Genomic DNA, 17,832 nt, shown 5'->3' with positions numbered 1-17,832 from the left:
TCTGGAGGGGTACTGACGGATGACAGTGCTGCGCTGCAGGGCAACTCTTGGTGTACGAAGATGAGTTGGGATATCGCGGCCACGGTTGGTGATGCAAACACCGCTAGCCGCGTAGAAATGCATCAGGGCGTCTACCTGCGTGAGGTTATTGGTACGCCCTGCCTGAATTGAATGGCTGGGGTATGACTCCAGTCGATAGAAAGAGTGAAGACCATGAAAACGCTAAGTAGTCTGATCCGCCTCTCGCTTGTTGTTATAGCAGTATCCATGCCGGTGCAGGCCGAGGATATCGATCTGTTTGCCGGGATTACGCCCGGTGGCGCTAATCCGCCAACGGTGCTGCTGGGCTGGCATAGTACTGCCAACTCCAATGCCAGCGTGATCCACGGCTGCGTTTATGGCGATAGCGGTGAGGCGCCTGAGCTCGGTGATACGGTAGGGGGCATGGAGCAATGCGCACTGGTCAATACCATGCTGTCATTGCTGGAGCCTCGCAATGAATACCTGCTGGAAGCGATCAAGATCGGACTGATGGTGTTCAATGAAAATGGCTACAGTAGCTTTGATAATGGCACCGGCTTGGGCAATGGCAATGATCGCTGCGGTTTTTTGTTGGTGCCGCCTAAGTTGATGAATGCGGCGAACATCAGCGGTTTTATCAGCAAGCTTAAAAGCATCGATAATAATAAACTCGCCAACCAGTCGCGCCTCGGCGATTTGGTCGCAGAGAGCTGGGCCATGCTCAACGGTCTTAGCAGCTCTTGTTCGGGTGTCGACTATTCCGGTTTGGCGGAAACGGCTACGGAGTGTCGCGATGCGGTGCTGGTCTATATCGGCAACGCCACCAAGGAAACCTCTAGCGTTGCCGATGGCACTGGCGAACCAGATGTGCTGCTGAAAAGCCAGCTTAGCTCGGCTTTCGGTTATGCCAGCAGCTCTGCGCAGTACAAGTTTTACGCCACGCCGCGGGCGGTGACGCAGCTGACTAACTCGGATGCCGCCAACAACAAGTATTGGGGCGATGAATGGACGCGCTTCATGTATCTGGCCAATACCAGCGACAGCGCGCAGTCCGATCGCAATGTCAGCACCTATTCCATTGCGGTGTACGATCCGGATTTAGAGAATAAACTGGCCGGTGAGATTAATTTCCTCGCGGATCTGGCTAATGAGGGCGGCGGCAAGGCCTTTAAGGTAACCGCGGAAAATCACGCGGGTCTGGCCGATATTCTTTTACAGATTTTCAACGAAGTGCAGGATATTAATAGCGCCTTTTCCTCTGCGACTCTTCCGGTCAGTGCCAACACGCAGGGAACCTTCTTAAACCAGGTGTATATCGCCAGCTTTCGTCCCGACCGAAATGCGGCGCCACGCTGGAACGGCAATGTTAAACAGTACCAGTTGGGTTTTGACTCCGGCGGTAATATTGTACTGACGGATTCAACCCAGAATGTTTCTCAGGCGGTGACCTCGGTGACCAACCCTCTCACCGGGTCGATATCCGGTAATGCGGTGAGCTTCTGGACCACCAACACCCCCCAAAATGCCGCTGGCACCGCGATTGCGGATTGGCCGGTCGACGGCTTTTGGCGCAACAGTCCCGAGGGACAGGGTTTTGCTTTTGACTCGCCAGATGGTGATCTGGTGGAAAAGGGTGGGGCGGGACAGATTCTCAGGGTCGATAATCTGTTGAATTCAGCTAGTCGCCGGGTCTACACCTGTAACAGTGCGGGGGGCTGCCCGACGGCAACTGCGTTGCCGAATTTTGATACCAGCAATAGTGCGTTAGTGACGGCCCTGGATGCTGAGCTCGGCGCGGCCGAGGAGGGCGGCAGTGCTACCGTCAAGGTAGGCCGCTACGATGACAATGAGAGTATTTCCACAAGTTGCTCGGGCAAGGGTAACAGTGTGGTGTGTACCATCACCCACGACGGCTCTGGAGGCACCAACCTGGACGCAGCGACAGATCGCGTGGTGATTCTCAATGCCTGGAACGAGTCTCTGCCGGCAAATAAACAAAGCTGTAGCTATGCCAACCCCTGCGCCATCAGCAATGTGACGGCGACCAGCTTTGATGTCACCTCAAAAAATATCCCCAATGGGCAAAGTTATAACGGCGTGGTAATTGTAGAGGTGAGCCGTGCCGCCGCGGTAGCGCAAACCGGCCACGGTCTTGCGGTCGGCGATCAGGTGAAGCTGGAAAATTGCACCGTGGGCAACGAGAGCAATACTTACAACATCGATTTGCTTAAGGGGACGGTACTCGGGAGTGTCAGCGCGGTGAGCAGTGCCGACGCCTATCAAATGACGCTCAGCAATTATGTGCTTGCCGAGAATAACAACGTCAGCTGTGGCACCAGTCAAGTTGCACTCACAGCGGAAACGCTGATCGACTGGGTGCGGGGTGAAGACATTATTGCCAATGAAACGCGACGCGGCCCCTGTCCACCCGAGGTTCGCGACGCTGATTGTCCGATTACCGCGCGCGGCTCCATCCATGCCGATGTACTGCACTCGCGCCCGGCGGTAATCAATTACGGCGGTGACACGGGGGTGGTTGTGTTCTATGGCGCAAACGACGGTCATTTCCGCGCCATCAATGGCAATCAGACGGGTAATATTGCCGGCGTTCAACCCGGCGGTGAGCTGTGGAGTTTTATTGCCCCGGAATTTTTTGGCAAGCTCAAGCGGCAGTTCAATAACGATCCTTTAGTGAATTACCCCAATGTGTTGGATGCACGAGCGAGAGCGCGTGATTATTTCTTCGACGGCAACACTACTATCCTGCAGGACAAGCGCACTGGTGAGGCGACATCGGGTAAGTCCTATATCTTCTTTTCTGCGCGGCGCGGCGGTCGTTTGCTGTATGCCATGGATGTCACCAACCCAGCGGCGCCGCGCTTTATGTGGCGGCTGACGGAGGCAGAGATTCCCGAACTCGGTCAAACCTGGTCACAGCCCAAGCTTGCGCTGATAAAGGGTCATGACAACCCGGTGTTGATTTTGGGCGCCGGTTACGACCCCGCCGAAGACGCCGAGCCCGCGCCCGCGACGAACACGCAGGGCCGGGGTGTGTTGATCTTGGATTCGGTTACTGGCGGTGTGCTGTGGGCGGCTTTGGCGGACTGCAGCGGTGTCACCCCGGCAACTGGTGGGCACTGTGAGGCGGTCAGTGGCATGAATAAATCCTTCCCAGCTGATGTGACGGTACTGGATAAGGATCTCGACGGTTATGTGGACCGGCTGTATGCCGCGGATATTGGCGGTAATATTTGGCGGGTGGACCTGGAAGCGAGTGACCCGGCTGATACGGCCTTCAGCGATGTTGAAATTAACAAGTTGGCAAGCTTGGGCGGCAGTGGCAACAATGCCCGCAAGTTTTTGTTCGGCCCCGATGTGGTGCCGACCAACCGCTTCGATGCGGTGGTGGCCGTTTCCGGTGATCGCGAACACCCGCTGTACACCGACGATAATACTGCCGGTCTGGCCTACAACGTGGAGAATAAGTTCTTCATGATTATGGACAAAAATATGGGCAAATCGCTGCCTGCGGACTTTACTACGGTCACGCTCAGTGATTTAGTCGACCAGACAACACTGCAGTGCAGTGATGGCAGTGGCGGTGCGACCAGCTGCAACGAGTCGAACACCACGGCCTTATATTTTAGCGGTGAAGGTAGCCTCAAGGGCTATTACTTCAATTTGCTCACCGGTGAGAAGGGCGTTAATGCACCGCTGGCAGTGGCGGGCAAGGTGTATTTTGGTACTAATCAGCCCGACGTGCCCGACGCTGAAAGTTGCAGTGCCAATCTCGGTAATGCCGGTGCCTATATTGTTGATTTGGTGACCGGGGAGCGCCAGCGCAACGAGTTTGCTGGCGGTGGCTTACCGCCCTCGCCCATTGCCGGCTTGGTGACTATTGATGGAAAAACGGTGCCCTTTGTTATCGGCGGTGCGGGTCCCTCGCCCTTTGACCCCAGTACCCCGGCGTTGGATTTGTCGGGGGGGCGCAAACGCACCTATTGGTATTACAAGTAGCAATAAGAAGGCAGCGTAAGCTGCCTTTTTATTGGGGTGTGGTGTTTGGCTTGGCGCTTCAGAGCCAGATCAGTCGAAATTATACTTTTTAAGCTTGTAGCGAAACTGCCGAAAAGTAATTCCCAGCATCTTCGCCGACTCGGTTTTATTGCCGTTATTGGCTTCCAGCGCGCCGCTGATGATGTCTTGCTCAATGCCGGCCATATAGCCCTCAATATCACCGGTGGCTGCTGCCAGATGGGATACCGGAACCGGCTCACTGTGGTTGTTCTCGGTGCCGGGCAATGACAGATCAGCCGGGGTTATCCGATTGTTATCGCACAGCGTAGCGGCACGCTCGATAATATTTTCCAGCTCGCGAACATTGCCGGGGAACTGGTAGCTCTGCAGGCAGCGAAGTGCTTCATCGCTGAGCTGTGGTGCCGCGACTCCCCAATCGCTGGCGACTTTTTCCAACATGAAATTTGCCAGCAAGGGGATGTCACTGGCGCGCTGGCGCAGGCTGGGTACTGCCACTTCGATGACGTTTATACGGTAAAACAGGTCACTGCGAAAATGCTCCGCGGCCACTTCGCGAGACAGGTCGCGGTGGGTGGCGCTGAGAATACGCACATCCACCGAAATTTCCTGGTTAGAGCCGATGCGTCGCACGGCTTTTTCTTGAATGGCGCGCAATAGTTTAACTTGCATGTTAAGCGGCAGGTCGGCCACTTCGTCGAGGAACAGGGTGCCGCCATTTGCGGCTTCAAATAAGCCTTCTTTGTCGCCGTAGGCACCCGTGAAACTGCCTTTAACGTGCCCGAAAAACTCGCTTTCTACCAGTTCCTCGGGAATGGCGCCGCAGTTAACCGGCACAAAGGGAGCGTTGCGACGCGGGCCGTTGGCGTGAATGAGCCGCGCGACCACTTCCTTCCCGCTGCCGGATTCCCCGCTGATATATACCGGCGCCTGGCTGCGAGCCAGTTTGGCGATTTGTTCTCGCAGCCGACATATCACCTCGGTTTCACCCAGTAGGCGGGTGTTGCGGCTGCTGTCGATGGCCGTTGCGCTGCTGCTTTCCAACTGCAGTGCCGATTTAATCAAGTTGCGCAGTTGCTCAACCGAGACGGGTTTGTTGATAAAGTCGAAGGCGCCCGCCTTGAGGGCTTCCACCGCCAATTCGGTGCTGCCATAGGCGGTTAATACCGCCACGGCAGTGTCGTTACAGTGTTGTTGGATATGCTTCACCACATCCAGGCCGGAGCCGTCTGGCAGTTTGATATCGGTCAGGCAAAGTTGGACCGGTTGTCGGGCCAACACCTCGATGGCGTCTGCCACGCAGCCTACCGCTTCGGTGTGCAGGCCCATGCGGCTGATGGTGATATCCAGCAGTTCGCGGATATCGGGCTCATCGTCGATGATCAGTACAGTTTTTTCTGTCATTACCTTGTGCTGTCAGTTAGTCGGGCAGGGTGCCGCGCTGTGGGTGGGCGAATTGTAATCGAAAACAGCTGTCGCCGTTGTGGTCGCGGCGATAGCTGATGGCGATCTGGTTGGCCAAGCACAACTCGCGGCAGAGATACAGGCCCAGACCATTGCCCTGGGTCTGGGTGGTAAAAAAGGGTTCAAAAATCTTGTCCTGATGCTCGGGCGAGATCCCCGGGCCGTTGTCGAGTATGTCTAGGGTGACGCCGTCGCCCAGCGCATTGCTTAGCCTAAAACGCAGTTTAGCTCGGCCTGCGGCGGCGATGCTGTGGCGGATACCATTCTCCGTGATATTACTGAGGATTTGGCTTAGTTGGCTTTGGTCAACATTGACGATGTCGCGGCTGCAGGCGCTGTTGTCGACGAGCAGCTCCAGCTCTTTGTTGTGAACACTGTGCCAGTCGCGGCAGAAGCGCTGCAGCCAGGGCGTCAGGGGGAAGGGCTGGGGCTCGGGCAGGCGACCGCGGGACAGCTCAAGGATGTTTTTAATGATGTCATTCATGCGGTTAGCATGATTTTGAATAATGCCGACGAAGCGCGCGTCGGCGGCGGCCAATCCCGGTGCCTCTGCCAGCAGTTGGGCCGCGTGGCTAATAGCGGCGAGGGGATTGCGGATCTCGTGGGCGATGCTGGCGGTGAAGCGCCCCAGCGAGGCCAGTTTCAAGTTCTGGGCGCGTTGGTTAATTTTACTGATATTGTCGATATACAGTAAAAAGTCGTCTTCGGCATGTTGATCTAGGTGCGTCAAATTGATGTGCAATTCTATGCCTGAGGGCTGCAGCTGGATAATTTTTGACTGACTGTTGCCGCTGGCGGTCATGGCGGTGATTTGCGGCGGGGCAAATAGCGACTCCGGACTGCGTTGATAGGGGATTTGCAGCAATTCAGCTGCGGCGGCATTGCACAGTTTGATACGGCCGCTGCGCGAGATCACCACGATACCGGTTTGCATGCGCTGGACAATGCTCTGATTGATTTGCGATAAGCGCTCTACGTCGCCGCGCCGCCGCTCGGCGAGCTGTTGAGCGCTGCTAATTCGGTTAGTCAAATAGCGAATGACAATGGCGGTGGTGAAGTAGGCCATGCCCATCATTCCCGCTACCACAAATTGCTGGGCGACCATGCGCTCGTATAGAGCGTTGGCGGCGACTTCGGCTATCGCACTGATGGTCGCCAGCGATGCCAGAGACAAGCAGAGTCGTGCCGGCAGGGTCATGCTGGCGGCGCTGATGGAGACGATGAGCAATAGCGCCAGGCCCGAATCGGCGCTCGTCGAGCAGTAGCTCATCAGCATGATGCAGCCGATGTCGATAAAAAACTCGAAGAACAAACCGGTATCGCGGTATTCCCGGCGACTGAGTAAATGTTGCAAAAAGACCAGTATCGAGAAGCCGAGGTAGCCGCAAGATACCAGTGAATACACTTCCGGCGCGGTGCTGCCCAGTACCGACTGTTCGGCCCCGTAGAGGAAGGCGAAGAATAGCGCGCTGGCCAGCAGTAGGCGGTATGCTGAGTACACACGCATAATCGCGTGTCTTTGGTTGGGGTCGTGGGCAGCGGGCATGGTCAACTCGTTGGCGCTTTGTGCTTAAGTGTATCCGCCAATTCCTGCGGATGCACTCCGCGAGTTTTGATAGAATGGGCGCGCCAGGGCTTAGCGGCCATCGCCCATCAACAGGGATACGCAGATTCATGACCACGCTTCGCATTGTTACCGCTCAGATTAACCCCGTGGTGGGCGATATCGAAGGCAATACCGATAAAATTCTCCTGAGTGTCGAGCGCGCTGTGCGCGACCACAATCCGCAGTTGATCCTGTTTCCGGAACTGGTGGTCACCGGTTATCCACCAGAGGACTTACTGCTGCGCAGCAGCATCGCCCACCGGGTGGAGCGGGCTCTTGCGCGTATTGCCGAGGCGGCAGGGGAAAGTTATATCGTGGTGGGTTATCCACGCAGCCACGAAGACGGTTTGTACAATGCCGCTGGTGTCTTCTTTCGCGGCCGTTTGCAGCACGAGTACTTGAAGCAGTGCCTGCCAAACTATCGAGTGTTCGATGAAAAGCGCTACTTTAAAGAGGGGCGGCAAAGCCTGGTTTTTGACTTGTTTGGTGTGCCCACCGCACTGAGTATTTGCGAAGATGTTTGGCAGGATGGGCCGACAGCAGCGGCGCGCGCCGCGGGTGCCCAGTTGATGTTGAATATGAGTGCATCGCCGTTTCACGCGGGCAAGCAGATTGAGCGTGAGGCGCTGTTGGCGCAGCGCGCCTGGCAGGGCGGCATGCCCATTGTCTACTGCAACTTGGTGGGTGGTCAGGATGAGTTGGTGTTTGATGGTGCGTCGATGGTGGTGTCCCGCGACGGTGAGCTGCTGGCGCGCAGTCCGGCCTATGTCGAACATTTAGCTTGCATCACCGCTCATTGGGATGGCCAGCAATTGAGCTTCGATCAGGGCGAGGTCACCGATCTGAAGCCAGTGCTGGAAGATGTCTATCAAACGCTGGTGCTGGGGGTGCGTGACTATGTGGAGAAGAACGGTTTTAAGGGCGTGGTGCTGGGGCTTTCTGGCGGCATTGATTCCGGGCTGACCTTGGCGATTGCCGTCGACGCGCTCGGCGCCGATCGTGTCGAAGCCGTGATGATGCCGTTTCGCTATACCGCCTCCATGAGTGTGGAAGACGCAGAACAACAAGCCAAGCTGTTGGGGGTGCGCTATTCCTGCATTTCCATTGAGCCGATGTACGATGCCTTTATGGCCGCACTGGCGGAGGAGTTTGCCGGCACTGAAGTGGACACCACAGAGCAGAATTTGCAGGCCCGCTGCCGCGGCGTGGTGCTGATGGCCATTTCCAATAAAAAGGGCTACTTAGTACTGACCACCGGCAATAAGAGTGAAGTGGCGGTTGGCTACTCCACCTTGTATGGCGATATGGCCGGTGGTTTTGATGTGCTCAAGGATGTGGCTAAAACCCGGGTCTTTGAATTGGCGCGTTACCGCAATAGCTGTTCGCCGGCAATTCCTCAGCGTGTAATCGAGCGGCCGCCATCGGCCGAGTTAGCGCCGGATCAAAAAGACGAAGACAATTTGCCGCCCTACGAGGTGCTGGACGAAATTTTGCAGCGCTACATTGAGCAAGACGAGAGTGCTGAAACGATTATTGCTGCCGGCTTTGAGCGCGATACGGTCTATCGCGTGCTGCGCTTAGTGGATCTTAATGAGTATAAGCGTCGCCAGGCGGCAATTGGTACGCGGATTACCGAGCGTGGCTTTGGTCGCGATCGACGCTACCCAATTACCCAGAAATGGCCGATAGGCGACTGATTGCGAGTAGCTTTGTTACCACAAAAAAGGGCGCCATCGGCGCCCTTTTGGATTCTGCCTGCGTGTCGCCGCGCTATTCTTCGCTCTGGCTGCGGTTGTCAAAGCGTGGTGGCTCGTAGCGATCAAACAGGCCGAAGGTGGCTTTGTTGACTAGCGAACCCTCCTGATCGATACCCACTTGGCTGATAAACTTGCCGTTTTTGTCTAGGTTGGGGTGGTCAGGGTAGTTTTGGCGCAGCACATTCAGGGATTGCTCGGCCAGGTCGTTCATGCCCAGCAACAGATAGGCCTGTACCATAACGGCCAAGGCATCTGGCACGGCCGGCGTCTGCGGCAGGTTTTCAATCACATAGCGGCCGCGATTGGCAGCGGCCAAGTAGGCCTTGCGCTTGAAGTAGTAGTTGGCGACATTGATTTCGTAGCGCGCCAGGCGGTTTCGCAGGTAGATCATGCGGGCGCGGGCGTCGTCAGCGTAGACACTGTCTGGGAAGCGCTGCAGCAGTTGGCGGAAGTCTTCGAATGACTGAATGGCTGAGCCCGGGTCGCGCTGGGTCATGTCCGTGGGGATAAAGCGCTCTAGCAGGCCCTCGCCCTCTGTGTAGTTAGACAGGCCGCGCATATAATAGGCGTAATCGACTTTTTCGTGCTGGGGGTGCAGGCGAATAAAGCGGTCTGCGGCGGCGATGGCCGCTTCATTGTCACCGCCGCGGTAGTAGGCGTAAATGATTTCCAGCTGCGCTTGCTCGGCGTAGGGGCCGAAGGGGTAACGGCTCTCCAACAATTGCAGATTCTGAATAGCCAGTGAAAAGTTCTTGCTGTTCAGGTAGCCTTGCGCGGTTTCGTAGATCTCCCGCTCTGACAGTTCCTGTCGGTTAGGTTCACTGGCGCAGCCCGCAAGGGCGGCGATAAAAAGGAGTGCTAGGAGCTTGTTAAACGCTTTCATTTACCCGTTCCAGATGGCGGAAGAACCCCGCAGTAGCGAGGGCCTGCTATTTAACCACAGCGTGTGGGTGGTATAAAGGAGGCCCCGGAGAATCACTATGACAGAAAGCATCAATCGCCAGGAAACCGTTCCGGCAGAGCTAAACTATGCACGTTTCGACCAGGCCGCGAGTGCCTTGTTCCCGGAATATTCGCGTTCGCGCTTACAAAGCTGGATCAAAAGCGGTGAGCTGACGGCCAATGGCCAGGTTTGCCGACCCAGAGATAAAGTGCAAGAGGGTGATGAGCTGGCCCTCAAGGCGGAATTGCAGCCCGAGGGCCGTTTCGAGGCTGAGGCCATCGATCTGGATATTGTTTTTGAAGATGACGATATCATTGTTATCAACAAGCCGGCGGGCTTGGTGGTACACCCGGGCGCTGGCAATCCCGGTGGCACCTTGCTCAATGCCTTGCTGAACCACTGCCCGAGTATGGATAACCTGCCGCGCGCGGGTATTGTCCATCGCTTGGACCGCGATACCACCGGCTTGATGGTGGTTGCCAAAACGCTGGAGGCCCACAATGATCTAGTGGCGCAATTGCAGGCTCGCGAGGTCCACCGTGAATATGACGCAGTGGTGATGGGCAGCATGACCGGCGGTGGCAAGGTCGATGAGCCGATGGGGCGCCACCCTCAGCACCGCACTAAAATGGCTGTGCTGCAGTTTGGCGGCAAGGAAGCGATTACCCACTATCGCTTGCACAAGCGTTACCGCGACCACTGCCATGTGCGTTGTTTCTTGGAGACCGGCCGGACCCATCAGATTCGTGTGCATATGGCCCATATTCGCCATCCGCTGGTGGGCGATACGACCTATGCCGGCCGCCCGCGCTTGCCCAAGGGGGCGAGTGAGGAGCTGGTCGATATGTTGCGCAGTTTCCCCCGTCAGGCGCTGCACGCTCGCAAGTTGGAGCTGGAGCACCCGCGCAGCGGCGACACCATGAGCTGGGAAGTGCCGCTGCCCGAAGATATGCAGCAGCTGCTGGCGGTGTTAGCTGCGGAAGAAAAGCGGCCGTGATTTACCCCGACTGGCCGGCGCCGGCGAATGTGCTGGCGGTATCGACCACGCGCCAGGCGCCGGCCGGTGCCGCCGTAGCCAGTTGCGGTGGTTACGCTGAATTTAATCTTGCCAGTCATGTGGGAGATGCGCCCGCCGCCGTGGCGGCCAATCGCGGGGTTTTGCTCGAGCAATTCGGTGCCGATGTACACGCTGTTCAGTGGTTAAATCAAGTTCACGGTGTTGAGGTGTTTTGTGCGGGCGGCGGCGTTGGCGGCGTGCCCGACGCCGATGCGGTGATCTGCCGCGAGCCCGGTCAGGCGGTTGCGGTGTTAACTGCCGACTGCCTGCCGGTACTGTTTTGTGATCGCGATGGTCGCGAAGTGGCCGCGGCCCATGCCGGTTGGCGAGGCCTGTGTAACGGCGTTTTGGTCAATACTATATCGGCTTTTAAGGCGCCGCCGGCTCAGTTGATGGCCTGGCTGGGGCCGGCGATTTCGTCGCGCCACTTTGAGGTTGGGGCGGAGGTGCGCGCTGACTTCCTGGGGCGTTTTACCGGTCCTGAGTCTAGCTGTGTTGATCGGGCCTTTGTGCCGTGTGCCGGCGCGCCCGATAAGTATTTAGCGGATCTTTACCAGCTTGCACGCCTGCAGTTGAAATCCCTCGGTGTGGACGCCATCTATGGAGGGGGGCACTGCACGGTGAGTGATGAAACCTTGTTTTATTCCTACCGGCGCCAGCCGCGCTGCGGTCGTCAGGCCAGTGTTATCGCTCTGCGGGCCGGCGGATATTTTTAGCTTGTTGCCTTGAAAGCGCGCTGACTAACCCCATCTATACTGAGAGAAAGCCCTTATTAACTCTGTGGTTTTGGCCTGTTGTAGGCCAGTGTTTATGTGTATGGAGAAGCCGGTATGCGTATAGATCGATTCACCAACTCACTGCAAACCGCGCTGGCTGATGCCCAGTCGCTGGCGTTGGGGCGCGACCATCAATACATTGAGGCCGAGCATCTGCTCGTCGCCATGCTCAAGCAGCAGGGCGGCTCTGTGCGGCCCTTGCTCAGCCAGGCGGGCGCCAAGCTGCCGCAGCTCGAGGCGGCGCTGAATAGCGCGCTGGACAAGTTGCCGCGGGTTGAGGGTAACCCGGGTGATGTGCATGTATCCCAGAGCTTGGGTCGCGTCTTTAATATTGCCGACAAGCTCGCTCAGCAGCATGGCGATGCCTATATTTCCAGCGAACTGATTGTGTTGGCCTTGCTGGATGCCGCCAATGCGGTGAGTAAATTACTCAAAGAAGCGGGGCTTGATAAGGCCGCGCTGAGTGCCGTTATTGAAAAACTACGGGGAGGGCAGTCGGTGAACGATGCCTCTGCAGAAGAAAACCGCCAGGCGCTGGATAAATACACCATCGATCTGACCGAGCGTGCCGAGTCCGGCAAGCTCGACCCGGTGATTGGCCGCGACGATGAGATTCGTCGCACCATCCAGGTATTGCAGCGCCGTACCAAAAACAATCCGGTGTTGATCGGCGAACCCGGTGTGGGTAAAACCGCCATCGTCGAAGGTCTGGCGCAGCGCATTATCAATGGCGAGGTGCCCGAAGGCCTGAAAAACAAGCGGGTGTTGTCGCTGGACTTGGGCGCTCTGCTGGCCGGGGCAAAATTTCGCGGCGACTTTGAAGAACGGCTCAAGTCGGTACTTAACGAGCTGTCCAAGGAAGAGGGACAGGTGATTCTGTTTATCGACGAATGGCACACCATGGTGGGGGCGGGCAAGGCCGACGGCGCCATGGATGCCGGCAATATGCTCAAGCCCGCGCTGGCGCGCGGCGAGCTGCACTGCGTCGGCGCGACGACCCTGAACGAGTACCGCCAGTTCATTGAAAAAGATGCCGCGCTGGAGCGCCGCTTTCAGAAAGTGCTGGTGGAAGAACCCTCGGAAGAGGACACCATTGCGATTTTGCGCGGCCTGAAAGAGCGCTATGAAGTGCATCACGGCGTCGACATTACCGACTCGGCCATTATTGCCGCGACCAAGCTGTCGCAGCGCTATATTACCGATCGGCAGCTGCCGGACAAGGCGATCGATTTGATCGACGAGGCGGCGAGCCGTATTCGCATGGAAATTGACTCCAAGCCGGAGGTGATGGACAAGCTTGAGCGCCGCTTGATCCAGCTGAAAATTCAGCGCGAGGCGGTGAAGAAGGATGACGATGAGGCCGCCAAAAAGCAGCTGGCCTTGCTCAATGCTGATATCGATAAGGTGGAGAAAGAATTTGCTGACCTCGAGGAGGTGTGGAAGGCTGAAAAAGCCACCCTGCACGGCAGTGCGCAAATTAAAAGCGAGTTGGAGCAGGCCAGGTTAGACCTTGAGGCGGCGCGCCGCAGTGGCGACTTGACCAAGATGTCGGAGTTGCAATACGGCGTGATCCCCGATTTGGAAAAGCGCCTGGCCTCGGCTGACGACGCGGATCACGGCGTTATGCAGCTGCTGCGCAACAAGGTGTCGGAAGAGGAGGTTGCCGAAGTGGTGTCCCGCTGGACAGGGATTCCGATCAGCAAAATGCTCGAGGGTGAGCGCGATAAGCTGCTGCGTATGGAAAGTGCCCTGCACCAGCGGGTGATTGGCCAGAGCGAGGCTGTGGACGCGGTATCGAATGCCGTGCGTCGCAGCCGCGCCGGGCTCAGTGACCCCAATCGTCCCAATGGCTCGTTTATGTTCCTCGGCCCTACCGGGGTGGGTAAAACTGAGCTTTGTAAGGCGTTGGCCAGTTTTCTCTACGATAGCGAAGAGGCCATGGTGCGTATCGATATGTCGGAGTTTATGGAGAAGCACTCTGTCGCGCGCTTGATCGGTGCGCCCCCTGGCTATGTCGGCTATGAAGAGGGCGGCTATTTGACGGAGGCGGTGCGTCGTCGACCCTATTCGCTGCTGTTGCTCGACGAGGTGGAGAAGGCGCATCCCGACGTTTTCAATATCCTCCTGCAGGTGTTGGATGACGGCCGCTTGACCGATGGCCAGGGGCGCACGGTGGATTTTCGCAATACCGTGATCGTGATGACCTCTAACCTCGGCTCCGACGTGATTCAAGAGCTGACTCGCGGTGGCAGCGACTACACGACCATGCGCAGCGCTGTGTTAGAGGTGGTGTCGGCGCACTTTCGCCCGGAATTTATCAATCGCGTTGATGAGCTGGTGGTGTTTGAGCCGCTGGGCAAGGAGCAGGTGCGGGCGATTGCCCATATCCAGCTGGATATTCTCAATCGGCGTCTAGCTGAGCGTGAATTGAGTTTGGTGCTCAGCGACGCGGCCATGGATCGTCTCGCGGAGATCGGCTTTGATCCGGTGTATGGTGCGCGGCCACTCAAGCGGGCGATCCAGCAGCAATTGGAAAATCCTTTGGCACAGCGGTTGTTGCAGGGGGAATTTCTGCCCGGCCAGCAAATTCATGGGGATATTGATGGAGATCAACTGTCCTTTAAGGCAGCTACGTTACAGTAGGGCTGCGATGAAGCACCCACTCTTATCTTGCCCGGCAGCCGCCGGGCTTTTTTTGTCGCAGGAAAAGGCGTCGGCTTATTCGCAGTGAATTTTAATGGCGTCTTGGGCGCGCAGTTTCTGGGTGGCGATTTCGTCGGGGCTTAGGTAGCGCGTCTGGCCATTTTTGTCAGTGACCTTAATGCGGGCGCCGGAAATCTTTAGCGACTGCATATTGCCGCGGGCTTTTTTGCACAGCTCTGGATCTTTGGGCGGCAACACTTCCATTTTGGCGTCAGCGTCTAACTCGCTGGCGCGGTTATCTTCGGCAGTGTCGCTCGTTACCACCGCTGGGCTGTCGTCAGCCTTGCTGCGTATGCCCGTTTGGGTTTCGATAAATTCATAGGGCTTGCCCACCGGCGGCTTTTGGCTAAAGTGCACTTCGCCCTCTGCATCGGTCCACCGGTAATAGCCCGCTTTCGCCGCCAGTAGGTCGGCACTCGCGGTTAACAAACCCAAGCTCAGGCAGGAAGTAAGCAGAAATCTTGTGATCATATTTGGCAACCGCTACAGCAGACATGTTTCGCCCGATTATGGCAGATTCTGTCAGCCGAGCACAAAGCCCTGTCACAAATCCACAAAACCGGCAGATTGCCACAAAAATCCGGGGCTGGGCGCTGCTTTACCTTGACAAAAAACGGGCTAGGTTAAAAAATACGCGGTCTATCGGAAACGGTAGCGATGGCTGTTTTCCGCGCTGCTTACCTGCGGCCAATTTACAGAGTGCGACTAAAGCTGTTGCACTGCTACTCGATGTAGTTCCATTCACTCTGCAGACACATGACCTGTGTTGCGAGATTGCCCGCTTCGCGTACCCCGCGAAGCAAAGATAGCCGCAAGCGGCGGCATAAGGCGATTCGCCCGAACGCAAAGCGATTGTGTTCGGTAGGTATGTGTTTCGACATCACACGCGTTCACATTGGGCGTTTCTGGTTGGCAGCCGGAGACGCGGCGACGGAATTTTAGTTTCAGACTGAAGCGAGGGTCTTTCAGTGGAGTTGTTATCAGGCGGCGAGATGATCGCACGGGCTTTGGAAGACGAGGGTGTTGAATTCATCTTCGGCTATCCAGGTGGTGCGGTACTACATATTTACGATGCGCTTTTCAAAAGCTGCAAGGTGCCGCATATTTTGGTGCGTCACGAGCAGGCGGCTACGCATGCGGCTGATGGTTATGCCCGGGCAACCGGCAAGCCGGGCGTGGTGCTGGTGACCTCGGGTCCCGGGGCGACCAATGCGATTACGGGTATTGCCACCGCCTACATGGATTCCATTCCTATGGTGGTGCTGTCGGGGCAGGTGATGAGCCACCTGATCGGCGAAGATGCCTTTCAGGAAACCGATATGCTGGGTATTTCGCGCCCCATCGTGAAGCACAGCTTCCAGGTGACGAAAACCGAAGAAATCCCGGAGATGATCAAAAAGGCATTTTATATTGCCTCCAGTGGGCGTCCGGGCCCGGTGGTTGTCGATCTGCCGAAGGATCTCACCAATCCCCACGATAAGTACGAGTATAACTACCCTAAAAAGGTCAAGTTGCGCTCCTATACACCGGCGGGGCGAGGCCACAGTGGTCAAATCAAAAAGGCTGCCAGTCTGCTGCTGGCGGCCAAGCGCCCGGTAATTTATGCCGGCGGTGGTGTGGTGCAGGGCAATGCCTCGCCACAACTGCGCGAGCTGGCCCGGGAGCTGAATTTCCCGGTGACCAATACCCTGATGGGGCTGGGTGCCTATCCGGGCAGTGACCGCCAGTTCCTGGGCATGTTGGGGATGCACGGTTTTTACGAAGCCAACAATGCCATGCACCACAGCGATGTGATTTTGGCCGTGGGCGCGCGCTTTGATGATCGCGTGACCAACACCACGAGCAAGTTTTGCCCTGGCGCCAAGATTATTCACATTGACATTGATCCGGCGGCGATCTCCAAGACCATCAATGCGGATGTGCCGATTGTCGGCCCGGTGGACTCGGTGCTGACCGAGTTGATCGCGTTGGTGCGCGAATTGCGCAGCGAGCAGCCCGAGCTGCCCGACCAGGGTGCGCTCAAACACTGGTGGCAGCAAATCGACGAGTGGCGCGATCACCACGGTCTGTGGACGGCGCCGCGCTACGACACCACCACGCCCTACATCAAGCCTCAGCAGGTTATTGAAACCCTGTGCAAGGTGACCGGGGGCAAGGCCTATGTCACCTCCGATGTGGGTCAGCACCAGATGTTTGCAGCGCAGTATTACAAGTTCGACGAGCCGCGCCATTGGATCAACTCTGGTGGCTTGGGCACCATGGGCTTCGGCCTGCCGGCGGCGATGGGGGTTAAATTGGCTTTCCCGGATGCCGACGTTGCCTGTGTGACCGGTGAAGGCAGTATCCAGATGAATATTCAGGAGCTGTCGACCTGCGCCCAGTACAACATCCCCGTGAAAATTCTCAATCTGTACAACGGCTACCTGGGCATGGTGAAACAGTGGCAAGACATGCAGTACGAGGGACGTTATTCCCAGAGTGTCTACGAAGACTCGCTGCCCGACTTCATCAAACTGGCGGAGGCCTATCACCACCACGGTGTCAAAGTCACTCAGCTGAGTGACCTCGAAGAGGCCATGAAAGAAGTGTTTGCCCGTAAGAATGAGCTGGTATTCATGGATATTCATGTCGACCCCCACGAGCACGTATACCCCATGCAAATAGCCCCCAACGGCTCAATGCGTGATATGTGGCTGAGCAAAACGGAGCGGACCTAATGCGGCGGATTATTTCAGTATTGTTGGAAAATGAGCCCGGCGCACTGTCGCGTGTTGTTGGGCTGTTCTCACAGCGTGGCTACAACATCGAAACCCTGAATGTGGCGCCGACTGAAGACCCGACGATGTCGCGTCTGACGCTGACCACGATTGGTGACGACCACAAAATCGAGCAGATCACTAAACACCTCAATCGCCTGATCGATGTGGTGAAGCTGGTCGATCTGTCCGAGGGCGCACATATCGAGCGCGAGCTGATGCTGGTGAAGGTGCGGGCGACCGGCGCTCAGCGCGCCGAGATCAAGCGTTGCACCGATATCTTTCGCGGTCAGATTGTCGATGTGGGCCCCAGTGTCTACACCATCCAGGTGACTGGCGCGGCCGACAAGCTGGACTCCTTCCTGGAAGCCGTGGGTGAAGCGGCGATCATGGAAGTGGTGCGCAGCGGTGTGTCTGGTATTGCGCGCGGTGAGAAAGTGCTGAGTTTATAGCCAGCATCACTGCTTGACTAAGGCGCCTTTGGGCGCCTTTTTTGTTGGTGTTGCATACGCAGCGTGCGGCGGGCGACTTCCGATTATCGCCGAGACTGGCAGTCCTGAGGAGCGCCGTCTTTGCCATGGTGAGTGTGGGGATGTTGTGCGGCCATTCGCTGCTGTCCGGTGCTTGGTCGCGCCGGCCATTACATTGCAGCTTTATCGTTGTGGCTGTTGCAGGACCATTGTTCCGTGCTTAGTGGGTTTCGCTGGCAGGGGT

At 57.0% G+C, this 17,832-nt stretch carries 11 protein-coding genes; 7 read left to right on the top strand and 4 right to left on the bottom strand.

All coding sequences use genetic code 11. The features are described 5' to 3' along the window. Positions 1 to 213: 213 nt before the first annotated feature. Positions 214 to 4,038 (top strand): pilus assembly protein, encoded by a 3,825-nt coding sequence (locus tag ABYM29_RS10155; RefSeq protein ID WP_372864623.1) that lies wholly within the window; start codon positions 214 to 216, stop codon positions 4,036 to 4,038. Positions 4,039 to 4,107: 69 nt separating this feature from the next. Here ABYM29_RS10155 and ABYM29_RS10150 read toward each other — a convergent pair whose 3' ends face one another. Next, positions 4,108 to 5,460 carry a sigma-54-dependent transcriptional regulator gene (locus ABYM29_RS10150; RefSeq protein ID WP_372864622.1) on the bottom strand — a complete coding sequence of 451 codons (1,353 nt, stop codon included), beginning with the start codon at positions 5,458 to 5,460 and terminating at the stop codon, positions 4,108 to 4,110. A gap of 16 nt (positions 5,461 to 5,476) precedes the next feature. Continuing rightward, positions 5,477 to 7,027 carry a PAS domain-containing sensor histidine kinase gene (locus ABYM29_RS10145; protein ID WP_372864621.1) on the bottom strand — a complete coding sequence of 517 codons (1,551 nt, stop codon included), beginning with the start codon at positions 7,025 to 7,027 and terminating at the stop codon, positions 5,477 to 5,479. A gap of 167 nt (positions 7,028 to 7,194) precedes the next feature. Between ABYM29_RS10145 and ABYM29_RS10140 the strand changes: the two genes are divergently transcribed. Then, positions 7,195 to 8,823 (top strand): NAD+ synthase, encoded by a 1,629-nt coding sequence (locus ABYM29_RS10140; RefSeq protein WP_372864620.1) that lies wholly within the window; start codon positions 7,195 to 7,197, stop codon positions 8,821 to 8,823. 73 nt (positions 8,824 to 8,896) lie between these two features. Here ABYM29_RS10140 and ABYM29_RS10135 read toward each other — a convergent pair whose 3' ends face one another. Beyond that, entirely contained in the window at positions 8,897 to 9,766 is an 870-nt protein-coding gene (locus tag ABYM29_RS10135; RefSeq protein ID WP_372864619.1) for an outer membrane protein assembly factor BamD, read from the bottom strand. A gap of 97 nt (positions 9,767 to 9,863) precedes the next feature. On the opposite strand from ABYM29_RS10135, the gene rluD reads away from it, so the two are divergent. The 3 genes from rluD (at position 9,864) to clpB (ending at position 14,302) form a co-directional block, all read left to right on the top strand. Next, positions 9,864 to 10,823, top strand: a complete 960-nt coding sequence (gene rluD, locus ABYM29_RS10130) for a 23S rRNA pseudouridine(1911/1915/1917) synthase RluD (RefSeq protein WP_372864618.1) — start codon at positions 9,864 to 9,866, stop codon at positions 10,821 to 10,823. Further along, positions 10,820 to 11,599, top strand: a complete 780-nt coding sequence (gene pgeF / locus ABYM29_RS10125; protein ID WP_372864617.1) for a peptidoglycan editing factor PgeF — start codon at positions 10,820 to 10,822, stop codon at positions 11,597 to 11,599. The genes rluD and pgeF overlap by 4 nt, the downstream gene beginning before the upstream one ends. Positions 11,600 to 11,713: 114 nt before the next feature. Continuing rightward, on the top strand, positions 11,714 to 14,302 hold the full coding sequence (clpB, locus tag ABYM29_RS10120; RefSeq protein ID WP_372864616.1) for an ATP-dependent chaperone ClpB: 2,589 nt from the start codon (positions 11,714 to 11,716) through the stop codon (positions 14,300 to 14,302). A 75-nt stretch (positions 14,303 to 14,377) separates the two neighbouring features. On the opposite strand, the gene ABYM29_RS10115 is transcribed toward clpB, so the two are convergent. Beyond that, the gene (locus ABYM29_RS10115) at positions 14,378 to 14,833 is read right to left on the bottom strand and encodes a DUF4124 domain-containing protein (RefSeq protein ID WP_372864615.1); all 456 of its coding nucleotides are present in this window, start codon (positions 14,831 to 14,833) and stop codon (positions 14,378 to 14,380) included. A 497-nt stretch (positions 14,834 to 15,330) separates the two neighbouring features. Between ABYM29_RS10115 and ABYM29_RS10110 the strand changes: the two genes are divergently transcribed. Then, positions 15,331 to 17,079 carry an acetolactate synthase 3 large subunit gene (locus tag ABYM29_RS10110; protein WP_372864614.1) on the top strand — a complete coding sequence of 583 codons (1,749 nt, stop codon included), beginning with the start codon at positions 15,331 to 15,333 and terminating at the stop codon, positions 17,077 to 17,079. Then, complete coding sequence (gene ilvN / locus ABYM29_RS10105) at positions 17,079 to 17,570, top strand: acetolactate synthase small subunit (RefSeq protein ID WP_372864613.1); 492 nt, start codon at positions 17,079 to 17,081, stop codon at positions 17,568 to 17,570. The genes ABYM29_RS10110 and ilvN overlap by 1 nt, the downstream gene beginning before the upstream one ends. Positions 17,571 to 17,832: the final 262 nt, after the last annotated feature.

Origin of the sequence: Spongiibacter sp. (assembly GCF_041602295.1) — a bacterium.
In the GTDB taxonomy this organism is placed as follows: domain Bacteria; phylum Pseudomonadota; class Gammaproteobacteria; order Pseudomonadales; family Spongiibacteraceae; genus Spongiibacter.
This window is presented reverse-complemented; position numbering and strand designations above follow the sequence as displayed.